This window comes from Rhizobium tibeticum (genome assembly GCF_900110205.1).
GTDB classification, from domain to species: domain Bacteria; phylum Pseudomonadota; class Alphaproteobacteria; order Rhizobiales; family Rhizobiaceae; genus Rhizobium; species Rhizobium tibeticum.
This window is the reverse complement of the sequence record NZ_FOCV01000003.1, coordinates 274,709-290,631: the sequence shown is the minus strand read 5'-3', so window position 1 is coordinate 290,631 and position 15,923 is coordinate 274,709. Positions and strand designations below refer to the sequence as shown.

The 15,923-nt window shown below is 59.7% G+C and carries 14 protein-coding genes; 8 read left to right on the top strand and 6 right to left on the bottom strand.

Features of this window, described 5'->3' with window-relative positions; all coding sequences use genetic code 11:
- Positions 1 to 65: 65 nt before the first annotated feature.
- The 3 genes from BSG20_RS05160 (at position 66) to leuD (ending at position 1,599) form a co-directional block, all read left to right on the top strand.
- Entirely contained in the window at positions 66 to 308 is a 243-nt protein-coding gene (locus BSG20_RS05160; RefSeq protein ID WP_072369755.1) for a hypothetical protein, read from the top strand.
- A 115-nt stretch (positions 309 to 423) separates the two neighbouring features.
- Positions 424 to 852, top strand: coding sequence for a VOC family protein (locus BSG20_RS05155; protein ID WP_072369752.1), 429 nt, complete (start codon positions 424 to 426; stop codon positions 850 to 852).
- 138 nt (positions 853 to 990) lie between these two features.
- Positions 991 to 1,599, top strand: coding sequence for a 3-isopropylmalate dehydratase small subunit (gene leuD, locus BSG20_RS05150; protein WP_037116583.1), 609 nt, complete (start codon positions 991 to 993; stop codon positions 1,597 to 1,599).
- Positions 1,600 to 1,656: 57 nt separating this feature from the next.
- Here the strand turns inward: leuD and BSG20_RS05145 are convergent, their stop codons facing one another.
- The gene (locus BSG20_RS05145) at positions 1,657 to 2,589 is read right to left on the bottom strand and encodes a pyridoxal-phosphate dependent enzyme (RefSeq protein WP_072369749.1); all 933 of its coding nucleotides are present in this window, start codon (positions 2,587 to 2,589) and stop codon (positions 1,657 to 1,659) included.
- Positions 2,590 to 2,769: 180 nt separating this feature from the next.
- Between BSG20_RS05145 and leuB the strand changes: the two genes are divergently transcribed.
- On the top strand, positions 2,770 to 3,882 hold the full coding sequence (gene leuB / locus BSG20_RS05140; protein WP_072369746.1) for a 3-isopropylmalate dehydrogenase: 1,113 nt from the start codon (positions 2,770 to 2,772) through the stop codon (positions 3,880 to 3,882).
- A 118-nt stretch (positions 3,883 to 4,000) separates the two neighbouring features.
- Positions 4,001 to 4,759, top strand: coding sequence for a phosphatase PAP2 family protein (locus tag BSG20_RS05135; protein ID WP_072369743.1), 759 nt, complete (start codon positions 4,001 to 4,003; stop codon positions 4,757 to 4,759).
- Between the two features lie 72 nt (positions 4,760 to 4,831).
- Here BSG20_RS05135 and BSG20_RS05130 read toward each other — a convergent pair whose 3' ends face one another.
- The 3 genes from BSG20_RS05130 to BSG20_RS05120 all read right to left on the bottom strand — a co-directional run bounded on the left by BSG20_RS05130 (position 4,832) and on the right by BSG20_RS05120 (position 9,170).
- Positions 4,832 to 6,718, bottom strand: coding sequence for an MFS transporter (locus BSG20_RS05130; RefSeq protein WP_072369740.1), 1,887 nt, complete (start codon positions 6,716 to 6,718; stop codon positions 4,832 to 4,834).
- 222 nt (positions 6,719 to 6,940) lie between these two features.
- Positions 6,941 to 7,294: a VOC family protein gene (locus BSG20_RS05125; RefSeq protein WP_072369737.1), complete on the bottom strand. Its 354-nt coding sequence runs from the start codon at positions 7,292 to 7,294 to the stop codon at positions 6,941 to 6,943.
- Between the two features lie 112 nt (positions 7,295 to 7,406).
- Complete coding sequence (locus BSG20_RS05120; protein ID WP_072369734.1) at positions 7,407 to 9,170, bottom strand: glucan ABC transporter ATP-binding protein/ permease; 1,764 nt, start codon at positions 9,168 to 9,170, stop codon at positions 7,407 to 7,409.
- A gap of 321 nt (positions 9,171 to 9,491) precedes the next feature.
- On the opposite strand from BSG20_RS05120, the gene BSG20_RS05115 reads away from it, so the two are divergent.
- The 3 genes from BSG20_RS05115 (at position 9,492) to BSG20_RS05105 (ending at position 14,437) form a co-directional block, all read left to right on the top strand.
- Positions 9,492 to 10,232: a helix-turn-helix transcriptional regulator gene (locus tag BSG20_RS05115; protein WP_072369731.1), complete on the top strand. Its 741-nt coding sequence runs from the start codon at positions 9,492 to 9,494 to the stop codon at positions 10,230 to 10,232.
- A 115-nt stretch (positions 10,233 to 10,347) separates the two neighbouring features.
- Positions 10,348 to 13,812 carry a pyruvate carboxylase gene (gene pyc, locus BSG20_RS05110; RefSeq protein ID WP_072369728.1) on the top strand — a complete coding sequence of 1,155 codons (3,465 nt, stop codon included), beginning with the start codon at positions 10,348 to 10,350 and terminating at the stop codon, positions 13,810 to 13,812.
- 64 nt (positions 13,813 to 13,876) lie between these two features.
- On the top strand, positions 13,877 to 14,437 hold the full coding sequence (locus BSG20_RS05105) for an NADPH-dependent FMN reductase (RefSeq protein ID WP_024313310.1): 561 nt from the start codon (positions 13,877 to 13,879) through the stop codon (positions 14,435 to 14,437).
- A 22-nt stretch (positions 14,438 to 14,459) separates the two neighbouring features.
- Here BSG20_RS05105 and BSG20_RS05100 read toward each other — a convergent pair whose 3' ends face one another.
- Positions 14,460 to 15,221: an amino acid ABC transporter ATP-binding protein gene (locus BSG20_RS05100; protein WP_072369725.1), complete on the bottom strand. Its 762-nt coding sequence runs from the start codon at positions 15,219 to 15,221 to the stop codon at positions 14,460 to 14,462.
- The gene (locus tag BSG20_RS05095) at positions 15,218 to 15,898 is read right to left on the bottom strand and encodes an amino acid ABC transporter permease (RefSeq protein ID WP_072369722.1); all 681 of its coding nucleotides are present in this window, start codon (positions 15,896 to 15,898) and stop codon (positions 15,218 to 15,220) included. Before BSG20_RS05095 ends, BSG20_RS05100 begins: the two co-directional genes overlap by 4 nt.
- Positions 15,899 to 15,923: the final 25 nt, after the last annotated feature.

Below are 15,923 nucleotides of genomic sequence, written 5' to 3'. Positions count from 1 at the left end.
CATGCTTATCTTGCAGAGAAGAAAGTGAAGGACCACATTCCTTTCCGAAGAAAGGTCTAAAGCTCATGCAAAGCATCCGTTCCATCTTCCTCCTGCTCGCAGGCATCACCGCCTTCGTCGCGCTGGCAGTCCTCACCTTTTCGGTGACGCTTGCCGTCGGCGGCATTCTGACGGTGCTTATGGCCGGCCGCGCGCTTTCACTGAAGATGAAACCTGCCCCGGTCCGCGCTACTCACAAGACCAAGCCTCATTCCGGCGAGAACATGCGCATCTGGAATGACGGCCGCGGCACGATCATCGATCTCTGACCGGCGGATAGTTCTCCAGAAAAATTTTCGGCATCGCTGTCGGCCCGTCTGATCTTCCTGCGTCTTTGAAAGGCCAGGGCTTCTGCCCGAACCAAATCAAGCAATGGAGGACAGCATGGATAGCACAACGGAAACCGGCACAATGAAGATGCCGCCGGACAAGAATGGCTTGCTGCCATATATCACCGTCGATGGTGCGTTGAAGGCCGCGGATTTTTACAAGCGTGCTTTCGGCGCCGAAGAGGCGTTTGTGGTCCCCGTGGACCAAAACGGACGGACGATGCATGTCCATCTTTACATCAACGGAAGCTCGTTGATGTTGTGCGATGCCTATCCCGAACATGGTCATCCCTTCGAGAAGCATCAGGGCTTCACCCTTCAGTTGGTCGTCGACGACATCGATTTCTGGTGGGACCGTGCGGTCGCTGCCGGCGCCGAGGTGATCTTGCCGGTCCAATTGATGTTCTGGGGTGATCGATATGGTCAGCTTCGCGACCCGTTCGGGGTTCTCTGGGCGATGAATGCGCCAGCGAATGCAAATTGATCTCACAATGACCATGGCTGGCTGCGCGTCGAATCCGCGCGCGGCCTCTCCTACGATGCAAATTTTCCTTCATTTCGGTCGAAATCTGGACTAAACGCTGATCAACAAAACTACGTCTGCTGACATTGGAGCCAGGCCATGGACAAATTCGTAAAGCTGACGGGCGTCGCTGCCCCTCTGCCGGTTGTCAACATCGATACCGACATGATCATTCCGAAGGATTACCTGAAGACGATCAAGCGCACCGGTCTTGGCAAGGGCCTTTTCGCCGAAGCCCGCTACAATGAGGACGGTTCCCCGAACCCGGATTTCGTGCTGAACAAGCCGGCCTACCAGAATGCGAAGATCCTCGTTGCCGGCGACAATTTCGGCTGCGGCTCCTCACGCGAGCATGCGCCGTGGGCGCTTCTCGACTTCGGCATCCGTTGCGTCATCTCGACCAGCTTCGCCGACATTTTCTACAACAACTGTTTCAAGAACGGCATTTTGCCGATCATGGTCAGCCAGGAAAACCTCGACAAGCTGATGGACGACGCCTCGCGCGGTTCCAACGCGATCCTGACGATCGACCTGGAAAATCTTGAGATCACCGGCCCGGACGGCGGTTCGATCAAGTTTGATCTCGACGAGTTCAAGCGCCACTGCCTGCTGAACGGCCTCGATGATATCGGCCTGACGCTCGAGAAGGGCAAGGCGATCGACAACTTCGAGGCGCAGAACGCGGCATCCCATCCTTGGGCTGCGTAAGTTTTAAAGACGCAAGCATCAAAGCCGGGCTTTTGCCCGGCTTTTTCTTTGGTTGGCTTACAGCAGCCGTTCTTTCCAGGCTTTCAGCTTCTCCAGCGAGACGCCGATGCCGCCGCAGACTTCGATCAGCGGGTTGTTAAATCCGGCGAGGATGTCGGCGTGCACGTCGGCGACTGCCAGCGCAGCCCCGCAGGCGGGCTCAACCAGAATGCGATAGGCATCGGCGAACTTCAGGCAAGCGGCGAGCGCCTGTGCATCCGTCACCGTGACGCTTTCGATCGCGTGGTGCTTCGGCAGATCGAAGACATGCTGCGCCACCTGGCGCGCACCGAGTGAACTGGCGATTGAGGTGATCGCCGGCAAGATGATGCGTTCGTTGGCCGCGAGGCTCGCATGAAGCGACTCGGCTCCTTCGGTTTCGACGGCTATCACGGGCACATGCGACAAGCCGTTTCGCTTGAGACCGGCAACGATGCCCGCAAGCAAGCCGCCACCACCGACGCTCGTGATGACGCAATCAAAGTCGGCGCCCTTTGCGACAACCTCGTCGATCAATGTGCCGTGCCCTTCCCACAGAAGCGGATGGTCGAACGGGTGCACATAGGCTGCCTTCCTGGCATTCGCGCGTTCGATTGCATAGGCATTGGCTTCGTCGAACACTGATCCATGCACGAGGACAGTCGCGCCGGTCGCCTCGATCGATCGGCGCACTTCTGGCGATGTCGTCTCAGGCACGACGATCGTAACCGGAATGCCGAGTGCACGTCCGGCATAAGCGGCGGCGATCCCGGCATTGCCGCCGGAGGCGCAGAAAATCTCGCGGGCGCCGTTCCCGATCTCATGCTGACAAAGCCGGCCGACACCGCGGAGCTTGAAACTTCCAGATGGCTGCAGCGCATCGAGCTTCAGCCATAGCGGCTTGTTGCTGGCGCTGTAGCCGGCGGACGTGCGCAAAAGCGGAGTGTCGAGATGCAGGGGCGTAGATGGCATGATGGTTTCCAGGTGAGCGTGTCGATACAGGTCCTCCTTGTGTGGACCCTCATGCGCCGATCGGTCAACGCGAGATGTCGGCAGTAATTCCGCAACCGTACCGAATCGGCCTCCCGCTCGCTTGAAATGCCGTTTTTGCGGGTCTAAGAAGCCGCAACTTGTTTTTCCGCGGAGGGTTTCATGACAACGCGCAATCTTTTCCTGTTGCCGGGTGACGGCATCGGCCCAGAAGCCATGGGTGAGGTCCGCAAGATCATTGCCTATATGAACGAGGCGATGAATGCCGGCTTCGTCACGGACGAAGGCCTGGTCGGCGGCAGCGCCTATGACGCGCATGGTGCCGCGATCTCCGAAGCCGACATGCAGAAGGCGCTTGCAGCGGACGCCGTTCTCTTCGGTGCCGTCGGCGGCCCGACGTGGGATAGTGTTCCCTATGAGGTGCGCCCGGAGGCCGGCCTGCTGCGCCTGCGCAAGGATTTGCAGCTGTTTGCGAACCTGCGTCCGGCCATCTGCTACCCGGCACTTGCATCAGCTTCGTCGCTGAAGCCGGAGCTGGTTGAAGGTCTCGACATCCTCATCATCCGCGAGCTGACCGGCGGCGTCTATTTCGGCGAGCCGAAGGAGATCATCGATCTTGGCAATGGCCAGAAGCGCGGCATCGATACACAGGTCTACGACACTTACGAGATCGAGCGGATCGCCGGTGTCGCCTTCGAAATGGCGCGCACCCGCCAGAACCGCGTTTGCTCGATGGAAAAGCGCAACGTCATGAAGTCGGGTGTGCTTTGGAACCAGGTCGTGACGGAAACGCACAAGGCCAAGTATTCGGACGTCCAGCTTGAGCATATGCTGGCCGATGCCGGCGGCATGCAGCTCGTTCGCCAGCCGAAGCAGTTCGATGTCATTGTTACCGATAACCTTTTCGGCGATATGCTGTCCGACGTTGCCGCCATGCTGACCGGTTCGCTCGGCATGTTGCCGTCGGCCTCGCTCGGGGCACCGGACGCCAAGACCGGCAAGCGCAAGGCGCTCTACGAGCCGGTGCATGGGTCGGCACCCGATATCGCCGGCAAGAGCATTGCCAATCCGATCGCGATGATTGCTTCTTTCGCCATGTGCCTGCGCTATTCCTTCAACCTCGTGAATGAAGCCGACAATCTGGAAAAGGCGATCGCCAACGTGCTCGACAAGGGCATCCGCACCGGCGACATCATGGCGGAAGGCTGCAAAAAGGTCGGCACGACGGAGATGGGCGACGCGATCCTCGCTGAGTTCAAGGCGCTTTCTATCTGATATTTCACGTGAAACACGTCTCGAGCCTTCCGCATCAATTGCTGCGGAAGGCCTTTGCTTGAAGGCGCCTGATGGCGTTCCTATTTCCGTTCTGCACTGAGAAACGAGCGGGAGCAGAATGAACGAAGTCATCGATCGCAAGCCGAACTGCCGGAGCTATCTGCGAAAGCGCTACGATGCGCGGCGCTCGATCCATCGTCGGGTTCCCTGGAAGGGCTTCACGCTTTTCGCCGTCAACGCGGTCGCCATCGCTTTCTTTGTCTTCGACCGGCCGCTGGGGCAGGCGGTCACAAGTCTTTCGCCTCCGCTGGTATCGATCGCCGGCGATGTCACCGACATCGGCAGGCTCGTCTGGATCCTGGTGGGACTTTCGACGATCCTGGCTACGGGCTATGTCGTCCGCCGGCGACTATGGAGGGTCCGCCGACGCTTCCGGCTCGTCTATTTTGGACAGATGACCGCTTATGTCGGTCTGTCGGTGTTGTTTGCCAGCATCATTTCCAATCTGCTGAAGTTCGCCCTCGGCCGCGCTCGACCATTGCTTTATGATCAGGAGGGCATCTTCAGCTTCTCGCCCTTCACAATGGACTTCCTGCACCAGAGCTTTCCGTCGGGCCATTCCTCCAATATCGGCGCGTTGTTCATGGCCCTGGCGCTCCTCTTTCCTCGATTCCGGCTCGGTTTCATCGGTATTGGCCTCTGGCTGGGCGCAACGCGCGTCATCATCGGTGTGCATTATCCGAGCGACGTCGCAGCCGGCCTCGCATTGGGGGCTTGGCTGGCTTTCGCAACATCCATCCTGTTCGCGCGCTTCGGACTGGTGTTCTCGATCGGTCGTGACGGTTGGCCGACACCGCGGCTCAGCCGCCTTCTTTAGGTCATTGCCCGGCACGAAAAAACCCGGCGCTATGCGAGCGCCGGGCCATTGTTCAGATCTCGATTGCTCGGATCAATCCATGGCGTGGATATCGCGGTCCTTCGTTTCCGGCAGGAAGATGAGACCGATGACCAGCGTGATCGCTGCGAAGACAATCGGATACCAGAGGCCAAAGTAGATATCGCCAGTTGCGGCACTCATTGCGAAGGCCGTCGCGGGCAACAGACCACCGAACCAGCCGTTGCCGATATGATACGGCAGTGACATGCCGGTGTAGCGAATGCGGGTCGGGAAGAGTTCGACCAGAAGCGCGGCGATCGGACCGTAGACCATCGTCACGTAGAGAACGAGCACGAACAGAATGGCGATCGTGCCGATCCAGTTGACGCGGGCCGGGTCGGCCGTCATGGCGAAGGTGCCGCCCTTGGCAATGTTGTAGACCGCCATGTCGGTGACGCTCTTTGCCTCATCCGCCGTCAGAAGCTTGCCGGCCACGAGCTTGTCGGCAGGCATGGTTTCCTTGGTGCCGGCGCGGATCGCGTCTGCGTTTAGCGCAAGCTCGGGATTGGCGCCAATGAACGCTTCCAGTTTGGCATCCGCAACCTTGACGGCGCCGCGGTTCAGCGGATAGCCGCCGTCATGAAGGGCGATATTGATGCTCTTTTCGAAAGCGGACGTCAGGCCCTTTGCCTTGTCGCCGGCCGCGATGGCGTCGAAGCTGGTGATGGTTTCATCACCGATCTTGACGGTTGCCGGCTGTCCAGCCGGGCCGGGGACGACGTCGTAAGGCACCGAGTTCTTGGTCAGGAAGGCCGTCGCCACGTCGCAGGAACTGGTGAACTTCGACGTTCCTGTCGGATTGAACTGGAATTTGCAGTCAGCCGGGTCAGCCGTCACGGTTGCGCGGACCGATGCTTGGGCTTCGGCAAGCGCCGGGTTGGCCGTCCAGGTCATGGCCTTGAACAGCGGGTTGTAGGTCACCGCTGCAATCAGCAGGCCGGCCATGATGATCGGCTTGCGGCCGATCTTGTCGGAGAGGCCGCCGAAGACGACGAAGAAGGGCGTGCCGAGGATAAGGGCAATGGCCACCATGATGTTTGCCGATTGCAGCTCGACCTTGAGCACGTTCTGCAAGAAGAACAGCGCGTAGAACTGGCCGCCGTACCAGACGACTGCCTGACCCATGGTGGCGCCGAGAAGCGCGATCAGCGCGATCTTGGCGTTCTTCCACTGGCCGAAGGCTTCGGTGAGCGGGGCTTTGGAGCCCTTGCCTTCCGCCTTCATTCTCTGGAACGCAGGTGACTCGTTCATCTTCAGACGGATCCAGACGGAGACGCCGAGAAGCACGACGGAGACCAGGAACGGAATGCGCCAGCCCCATGCGGCAAAAGCTTCCTTGCCCATGAGGAGCTGAACACCGACGATGACGATCAGCGACAGGAACAGGCCGAGCGTTGCAGTGGTTTGGATCCATGACGTGAAGTAGCCGCGCCGCCCATGTGGCGCGTGTTCGGCCACATAGGTTGCCGCACCGCCATATTCACCGCCGAGTGCAAGACCCTGCAGCAGGCGAAGCCCGATCAGGATGATCGGCGCTGCGATGCCAATCGTCGCCGCACCGGGAAGAATGCCGACGAGGAACGTCGAGAGGCCCATGATGAGGATCGTCACCAGGAACGTGTACTTGCGGCCGACGAGGTCGCCGAGGCGGCCGAAGACGAGCGCGCCAAACGGGCGCACCAAGAAGCCGGCGGCAAAGGCCAAAAGCGTAAAGATGTTTCGCGTTGCTTCCGGATACTGGGTGAAGTAGGTCGCGCCGATATAGGTGGCGAGCGAACCGTAAAGATAGAAGTCATACCATTCGAAAACCGTGCCAAGCGATGAGGCGAAGATAACCTTCTTCTCCTCGCCCGTCATCGGACCGGCCTTGGCGCCGTCCACGCTTGCGATATTTGCCATTTTCTGTCCTCCACAGAACGATTTGAAACGCGGCGCGCGCCCATACTCTCCTCAAAGCATACCCCCGGGGTCGCGGTTCGCCTGACCAGAGTGTGACAGAAAAGCTCATCCAGACAGAGAGCGGCTTTGGGATTATGACTTTAGTCTAACGCCCCTGCTCGGATTGTCGCCGGATGGCGGCGGCCTCGCAATATCGCCCGATTGGTCGGGGCGATTCCGGCTTCACGGCCTGTGGGAAAGAATATTTACGATTGTTCCGAAGGGGTCGCGCACATAGAAGCGTCGAACACCCCAAGGCTCGTTGGTCGGCCCGTAGACGATTTCGAAGGCCGATGCACTCATGGCTGCGAAGACCTCATCGACATCATCGACCTCGATCGAAAGGCCCGGAACCGGTGTGCCCGAGCCGCCCTCGCTCGCGAAGCTTACCTGTACCAACATCTGCTGGCTTGAGCTATAGGTCACGATCCAGCCGTGATCCATTAGGAGCTCCAGTCCGAGGATACCCTGATAGAATTCCCTTGCGGCAGCCGGATCGGGAGTTTCGAGATTGACGACAATTCGTCTGACTTGCATGCGACCTCCCGCGTCTTGGCTTCAGATATTTTAGGAGATGGCTCTTGCCGGGCAAGAAAAAAGCCGGATGGCGGAACCATCCGGCTTGGATCGATTGGGTTGCATGCCTTGGTCAGGCGGCTTCAGTCGTATGTGCCTTGCGGACTTCCTCGTCGGTGAGAATGCCGCTGGCACGGAGCAATGCCGCGAAGCGGCCGTTGCTATGGCTCAGTTCTTCGAAGCTGCCTTCTTCAACGACCCGGCCGCCGTCCAGGAACAAGACCTTGTCCGCTTCACGAACCGTCGAAAGACGGTGGGCGATAATGAAGGTCGTGCGGTTCTGGCGTAGATTGTCGATTGCGGCCTTCACGCGGTTTTCCGTTTCGACGTCGAGCGCGCTTGTGGCTTCGTCGAGTACCAGGATCGGCGCATCCTTGAGGATGGCGCGGGCAATCGCCACACGCTGGCGTTCACCGCCCGAGAGCTTGTTGCCGCGCTCACCGACATGGGTGTCATACTGTTCTTCGCGTGTCTCGATGAAGTCGGCGGCAGCAGCGGCTTCTGCGGCGCGACGCATGTCTTCATCAGAAGCCCCTTCCCGGCCGAGGCGAATGTTGTCGCTGATCGAGCGGTTGAGCAGGCCGGCATCCTGGAACACGGTTGCGATATAGCGGCGAAGCGACTTGCGGGTGATCTTCGTCGTATCGTGGCCATCGACCAAGATCTGGCCACTGTCCGGGTCATACACACGCTGCAGCAGGTTGATCATCGTGGTCTTGCCCGAGCCAGTCGGACCGACGATCGCAACCGTCTGGCCAGCCTTTGCGGTGAAAGACACGTTGTGCAGGCCCTGCGCGGTGTTGCCGAAGCGGAACGACACGTTGCGGAATTCGACTTCACCCTTGACGTCGGCGATATCGGAATTGCCGGCCGGCTCCTCGCGTTCACGCACCGAGTCTTCGAGCGAGTAGAAGTCCACGAGTTTCGAGCGGGCCTCGAAAATCTGCGTTGCGAACTGGCGCATCTGGTCGAGACGCGAGATCAGCAGGTTGGCAAAACCGATGAAGGCAATGACGTCACCGATGCGGAGTTCACCGGACTGAACCATCAGCGTGCCGATCACCAGAATGATCATCATGGCGATGGTCGATGCCATGCGGTTCATTGCGCCAGCCAGAGCCCACCAGTCGAGAACTGGATACTGAGCCTGCAGCAGGCGCTCTGCAAAGGACTTCAGCGCCTTGGTTTCCGCTTCGATGCGGTTGTAGCTATGCAGGACCGATACGTTGCTGATCGAGTCGCTGACATGCGAAAAGACCGAATGGTAGTGGTTTTCGACCGACGCCTGGCCATCCTTGGTACGGCTCATGACAAGACGACCGATCAGCCAGTAGGCCACGCCGAGCACGACGAGCACGCCCGAAAGACGAAGGTCCATCGACATCGCGGTCGGGATGAGGATGACGATCGCAACGGCGGTGGCCAAGTGATTGCGCATGAATTCCAGCCAGAGGCCGAACAACGTTTCACATGCACGAAGAAGTGTGTGCAGCGCATTGGAGGTGCCGCGCTGGTGATGCCAGGAAAGCGGCATCGATATGATACGGCCGAAGGCTTCAGTCAGAAGCGTTGCGCGGCGACCATGCGCCAGCCGGTCAGCCTCACGAGCGACAAGAACAAATGCTATCGTGTTGAATACGGCAAAGCCGGCCCACATGAAAAGGATGGGTTTGACTTCGCCCTTGCCGGAGATCGCATCGATGATGCGGCCGAACAAAATCGGTTCGGCAATTGTGATCGCGGCAAGCACGATGTTCGCGATAACGACCAGGGATACGCGGAGCTTGTAGGCGCCAAGATAGCGCAAAGCTCTTGCATAGACCTTGAATAGCGACACGGCGATACCTCTTGTGCAGGTGCGAAATAAGGGACGTTGCAACGCTACAAAAAGATACCTGAACCAGCGATTAACAGAGCGTTCAGGCAGGCAATGGTGGCCCGATTCTTTTGCGCCTGCGGCGTGCGCAGATCCGTTCCAAGGGACCGCTCTGAAATTTTTTGGGGCGTATCGTGAATTTCGCAATTTTCACTTGCGCTGCAAGGCCGCGTTGGCACACCATAGATTGACATTTTGATTGCGTCGAAGGGCGCCCAAACCAGGCACGTCCATTAGTCGTGACCATTCGGCACGGAGCCCAATTGGGGTAGGGGCATTTCTGTGAATATTCATTCATTAATTCAATTGCTTGTCGTTCTGGACGAGTGTCGGAGGCCCGAGCGAGTGGTCGGCGAGCTGGAGCATATCATCCGCTCCTACGGCTTCCAGTATTACGGCCTTTTGCGACATCTGAAAGCTACCGAAGATCCAATCAGTCTTATGTTGGCCGGCCATTGGCCAGAGAAATGGCCGCAGATCTATATTTCGAAGAAATACGTTCTGACCGATCCGACGATACGCTATCTCGCATATGCGCAAAGACCATTTCGTTGGAAGGACAGTCTGGCGGCTTTTCGCAAGGATCCGCATCACCGCCGTATGGAGCAAATGATGGCGGACGCACATAGCCATGGCCTGAAGGATGGCTACATTTTCCCCATCCATGGCCGAAACGGCATCCTCGGAAACATGAGCGTCGGCGGAACGCCGGTGGACCTCTCTCCTGTCGAGATCTCCCTTTTTGATGCCGTTGCCCGAAAGGCGTTCTGGCGTCTGCTTGATCTGAAGGGGGAGGCGCAGACACTTGAACACGTCTCAGGTATCGACACGCGCTTGACGCGCCGCGAGATGGAAATACTTCAATACCTTGCGGAAGGCATGACCTCGGTGGAGATCGGCAAACGCCTCACGATTTCAAACCACACCGTCGACTGGTACATGAATGGCCTGCAAGACAAGCTGAAAGCCAAAAATAGGCAGCATGCAGTTGCTGTCGCCTTCCGGCATGGGCTCATCACCTAACCTTAGAGAAATTCTATTTGGGGCGGTTCAAGAAATTGAACTTTCCGTGACAGCGCGTTAAGACTTCTCTTCGCGGGTGCAGCATTGCCCGTTTCGATGCCGTGAGGAGACTGCATTGCCCATTTCCAAGATACTTGTTGCCAACCGTTCGGAAATTGCCATCCGCGTGTTTCGCGCGGCCAACGAGCTCGGGATAAAAACGGTCGCGATATGGGCGGAAGAAGACAAACTGGCGCTGCACAGGTTCAAGGCCGACGAGAGCTATCAGGTCGGCCGCGGCCCGCATCTTGCCCGTGATCTCGGGCCGATCGAGAGCTATCTGTCGATTGATGAGGTGATCCGCGTCGCCAAGCTGTCCGGTGCCGATGCAATCCATCCGGGCTACGGCCTTTTGTCGGAAAGCCCGGAATTCGTCGATGCCTGTAACAAGGCCGGCATCATCTTCATCGGCCCGACGGCCGATACCATGCGCCAGCTCGGCAACAAGGTCGCGGCGCGCAATCTGGCGATCTCGGTCGGCGTGCCCGTCGTGCCGGCAACGGAGCCGCTGCCGGATGATATGGCCGAAGTCGCCCGGATGGCGGCCGCGATCGGCTACCCCGTGATGCTGAAGGCCTCCTGGGGCGGTGGCGGGCGCGGCATGCGCGTCATTCGCTCGGAGGCCGATCTTGCGCGCGAGGTGACGGAAGCCAAGCGCGAGGCAATGGCCGCCTTCGGCAAGGACGAGGTCTATCTGGAAAAGCTCGTCGAGCGTGCGCGCCATGTCGAAAGCCAGATCCTTGGCGATACGCATGGCAACGTCGTGCACCTCTTCGAGCGCGACTGCTCGATCCAGCGCCGCAACCAAAAGGTCGTCGAGCGTGCGCCGGCCCCCTATCTGAGCGAGGCGCAGCGCCAGGAACTGGCGGCCTACTCGCTGAAGATCGCGGGCGCCACCAACTACATCGGTGCCGGCACGGTTGAGTATCTGATGGATGTCGATACCGGCAAGTTCTACTTCATCGAAGTCAATCCGCGCATCCAAGTCGAGCATACGGTCACCGAAGTCGTTACCGGCATCGACATCGTCAAGGCGCAGATTCATATTCTCGATGGCTTTGCGATCGGGACGCCGGAATCGGGCGTGCCGCAGCAGAAGGACATTCGCCTCAACGGCCACGCCCTGCAATGCCGCATCACCACCGAAGACCCGGAGCACAACTTCATTCCGGATTACGGCCGTATCACCGCTTATCGTTCGGCGTCCGGCTTCGGCATCCGCCTCGATGGCGGCACCTCCTATTCCGGTGCGATCATCACGCGCTACTACGACCCGCTGCTGGTCAAGGTCACGGCCTGGGCACCGAACCCGCCGGAGGCGATCGCCCGCATGGACCGGGCGCTGCGCGAATTCCGCATCCGCGGCGTGGCCACCAACCTGACCTTCCTGGAAGCCATCATCACGCATCCGAGGTTTAGGGATAACAGCTACACCACGCGCTTCATCGACTCGACGCCGGAGCTCTTCCAGCAGGTCAAGCGACAGGACCGCGCAACCAAGCTTCTGACCTACCTCGCCGATGTGACGGTCAACGGTCATCCGGAAGCCAAGGATCGCCCGAAGCCATCGGCAGGTATCGCCGAGCCGATCGTGCCCTATACCAACGGCAACGGTATTCCCGACGGCACGAAGCAGCGTCTCGACAAGCTCGGCCCGAAGAAGTTCGGCGAATGGATGCGCAACGAAAAGCGCATCCTGATGACCGATACGACGATGCGCGATGGCCATCAGTCGCTGCTTGCCACCCGCATGCGCACCTATGATATCGCCCGTATCGCCGGCACCTACGCGCATGCCCTGCCAAACCTCTTGTCACTCGAATGCTGGGGTGGTGCGACCTTCGATGTGTCGATGCGCTTCCTGACGGAAGATCCGTGGGAACGGCTGTCGCTCGTGCGCGAGGCCGCCCCCAACCTGCTCTTGCAGATGCTGCTGCGCGGGGCGAACGGCGTCGGCTATAAGAACTACCCTGATAACGTCGTCAAATACTTCGTTCGGCAGGCCGCAGCGGGCGGCATCGATCTTTTCCGGGTCTTCGACTGCTTGAACTGGGTCGACAACATGCGCGTCTCGATGGATGCGGTCGCCGAAGAGAACAAGCTCTGCGAAGCCACGATCTGCTACACCGGCGACATCCTGAACTCTGCGCGTCCGAAGTACGATCTCAAGTACTACACCGATCTTGCCGTTGAGCTCGAAAAGGCCGGTGCGCATATCATCGCCCTCAAGGATATGGCCGGTCTCTTGAAGCCGGCTGCCGCCAAGGTCCTGTTCAAGGCGCTGCGCGATGCGACCAGCCTGCCGATCCATTTCCACACGCACGACACCTCGGGCATTGCCGCGGCAACCGTTCTCGCGGCCGTCGACGCCGGCGTCGATGCTGTCGATGCGGCAATGGACGCACTATCCGGCAATACCTCGCAGCCTTGCCTCGGCTCGATCGTTGAGGCACTGCGCGGCTCCGAGCGCGATCCCGGCCTCGATCCGGAATGGATCCGCCGCATCTCCTTCTATTGGGAAGCGGTCCGACATCAGTACGCTGCCTTCGAAAGCGACCTCAAGGGGCCGGCATCGGAAGTCTATCTGCACGAAATGCCAGGCGGCCAGTTCACCAACCTCAAGGAGCAGGCCCGCTCGCTTGGCCTGGAAACCCGCTGGCACGAAGTGGCGCAGGCCTATGCCGATGCCAACCAGATGTTCGGCGATATCGTCAAGGTGACGCCGTCCTCCAAGGTCGTCGGCGACATGGCGTTGATGATGGTGTCGCAGGACCTGACCGTTGCCGACGTCGTCAGCGCCGACAAGGAGGTCTCCTTCCCGGAATCGGTCGTTTCGATGCTCAAGGGCGACCTCGGCCAGCCGCCGTCGGGCTGGCCGGAAGCGCTGCAGAAGAAGGCGCTGAAGGGCGATGCACCCTATACGGTCCGCCCGGGCTCGCTGCTCGAAGATGCCGATCTTGATGTCGAGCGCAAGACGATCGAGACCAAGCTGGAGCGCGCGGTCAGCGACTATGAATTCGCCTCCTATCTGATGTATCCGAAGGTCTTCACCGACTTTGCACTGGCCTCCGACACCTACGGCCCGGTCTCGGTGCTGCCGACGCCTGCCTATTTCTACGGTCTTGCTGATGGCGAGGAACTGTTTGCCGACATCGAGAAGGGCAAGACGCTGGTCATCGTCAACCAGGCGATGAGCGGCACGGACAGCCAGGGTATGGTCACCGTGTTCTTCGAACTGAACGGACAGCCACGCCGTATCAAGGTCCCGGATCGTGCGCATGGCGCCACCGGCGCTGCCGCCCGCCGCAAGGCGGAGCCGGGCAATGCCGCCCATGTCGGTGCCCCGATGCCGGGCGTCATCTCGCGCGTCTTCGTCTCACCAGGCCAGGCGCTCAATGCCGGCGACGTGCTGGTTTCCATCGAGGCCATGAAGATGGAAACGGCAATTCATGCCGAGAAGGACGGCACGATCGCGGAAGTGCTCGTCAAGGCCGGCGATCAGATCGATGCAAAGGATCTGTTGGTCAGCTACGCCGGCTGACCAACATTAGAATGACCGAGGGGCGGCCTTCGGGCTGCCCTTCTTTTTTTATGAAAGGGTTAATATGAGTAAGCTCAAGATTGCCGTTATCGTCGGAAGCACACGAATCGGCCGCTTTGCGGAGCACCCCGCCAATTGGATTGCCGAAATTGCCGTAAGCCGCCCCGAACTCGAGGTTGAAGTTCTCGACCTGTTGGACTACCCGATGTCTTTCCTCGGGCAGGCGAGCGCGAGCTCGGCTGAAAACGAAACGGCGGAGCGCTGGAAGAAGAAGCTGCGCGCGTTCGATGGCTATATCTTCACGGCCGCCGAGTACAACCACGGCCCGACCGCAGTTCTCAAGAATGCGATCGATCTCGGGGAGTTCGTGCATAAGCCAGTCGCTTTCGTCGGCTATGGCGGTGTCGGGGGCGCCCGCGCAGTCGAGCAGCTGCGGCTGATTTTCGTGGAAATGAGCGCCGTTTCCGTGAAGACGGGCGTTCACATATCTTTCCCGGAATATCTCTCAGTCGCCAAGGAGGCAAAGAGCCTGAACGACTACGCGCACCTCGTCGAGGCCGCCAAGAACCAAATCGACCAGCTTATCTGGTGGGGCAAGGCGCTGAAGGCGGCGCGCGCGGTTTAAAAGAATCTGTCGCCGCGCATGCCTATATGTCGTAGGTATGGGCGGCGTTGATCGTCGAGATGAAGCGCTTGGTGCGCTCGCGCTGCGGCGCCGTGAAGATGTTCCTTGCGCTTCCCGTCTCGACCACGCTGCCGGCCTCGAGGAAGACCACGTCGTTGGCGATCTTGGAGGCGAGGCGCAGGTCATGCGTCGCCATCACCATGGTTGTGCCTTCGCGGGCGAGACGACCGAGAACGTCGACGACTTCGGCGGAGAGTTCGGGGTCGAGCGCCGATGTCGGTTCATCACAGAGAAGAACGCGCGGAGACGGGGCAAGCGCGCGGGCGATTGCAACACGCTGTTGCTGACCACCCGAGAGCGTCGAGGGCCAGGCATCGCCCTTGTGCGCCATTCCGACCTTCGTCAGCAATTCCATTGCCCGCTCCCGTGCCTTCTCCTTCGGCCACCTCAGAACCGTGACGAGCCCTTCCATCACATTCTCGATGGCTGTCTGATGCGGAAAGAGCTGGAAGTTCTGGAATACCATGCCGGTCTGCCGGCGGATCTTCTGAATCGCCTGCCAGCCGGTCTTCTGGCCCTGCGCAAAGCTCAGCTTCTCCTCGCCGAGGCGGATCATGCCTGCTGTCGGGATCTCGAGCAGGTTGATGCAGCGCAGCAGCGTGCTCTTGCCACCACCTGACGGGCCGACGAGGGCCGTAACGCTACCTTCCGGAATGCGGATGCTGATATCTTTCAAGATAACGGCGTCGCCGAAGCGCTTTTCGATATGGGAAAGCTCGATCATGCGTTTGCCTCCAGCATACCGCCGTAGCGCGCAAAGCGACGCTCGAGGCGGACCTGCAGCGCTGATAGGACGGAGCTCAAGGCAAGGTATATCAATGCAGCCTCGATGTAGAGGATCAGCGGCTCGTAAGTGGTCGCGACAATTCGCTGCGCAGCCTGGAACAGCTCCGGGACCGTAATGGCGGCTGCAAGCGAGGTGTCCTTCACCAGCGAAATGAACGTATTGGAAAGCGGCGGCACCGCAACGCGCCCAGCCTGCGGCAGGATCGTGCGGCTCATTGCCTGACGCCAGCTCATGCCGATCGAGTAGGCCGCTTCCCACTGCCCCTTCGGTACGGAGGAGATGACGGCGCGGATGATCTCGGAGCTGTAGGCGCCGATGTTGAGGGTGAAGCCGATCAGTGCTGCCGGAAAGGCATCGAGCAGGATGCCGATGCTCGGCAGTCCATAGAAGATCACGAAAAGCTGCACCAGCAGCGGCGTGCCTCTGATAGCCCAGACATAGAAGCGGGCGATCGCGGCAACCGGCGCCGGTCCGAAGAGCCGCCCGATCGCGGTGATCAGCCCGAGGATCAGGCCGAACGCAAAGGAAAGGAGTGTCAGCGGGATCGTGAAGATCAGGCCGGCCCAGAGGAGCGGTCCGAGCGAATCCGCCATCAAATGAAGCCAGTTCGGCAAGGTGCAATCCCCAAAGAAAGATGCG

Bases quoted from the DNA above. Each gene is read 5' to 3' on its own strand.
- leuD (WP_037116583.1), top strand. From the start codon at position 991: ATGGACAAATTCGTAAAGCTGACGGGCGTCGCTGCCCCTCTGCCGGTT.
- BSG20_RS05145 (WP_072369749.1), bottom strand. From the start codon at position 2,589: ATGCCATCTACGCCCCTGCATCTCGACACTCCGCTTTTGCGCACGTCC.
- BSG20_RS05105 (WP_024313310.1), top strand. From the start codon at position 13,877: ATGAGTAAGCTCAAGATTGCCGTTATCGTCGGAAGCACACGAATCGGC.
- leuB (WP_072369746.1), top strand. From the start codon at position 2,770: ATGACAACGCGCAATCTTTTCCTGTTGCCGGGTGACGGCATCGGCCCA.
- BSG20_RS05135 (WP_072369743.1), top strand. From the start codon at position 4,001: ATGAACGAAGTCATCGATCGCAAGCCGAACTGCCGGAGCTATCTGCGA.
- BSG20_RS05125 (WP_072369737.1), bottom strand. From the start codon at position 7,294: ATGCAAGTCAGACGAATTGTCGTCAATCTCGAAACTCCCGATCCGGCT.
- BSG20_RS05130 (WP_072369740.1), bottom strand. From the start codon at position 6,718: ATGGCAAATATCGCAAGCGTGGACGGCGCCAAGGCCGGTCCGATGACG.
- BSG20_RS05160 (WP_072369755.1), top strand. From the start codon at position 66: ATGCAAAGCATCCGTTCCATCTTCCTCCTGCTCGCAGGCATCACCGCC.
- BSG20_RS05155 (WP_072369752.1), top strand. From the start codon at position 424: ATGGATAGCACAACGGAAACCGGCACAATGAAGATGCCGCCGGACAAG.
- BSG20_RS05100 (WP_072369725.1), bottom strand. From the start codon at position 15,221: ATGATCGAGCTTTCCCATATCGAAAAGCGCTTCGGCGACGCCGTTATC.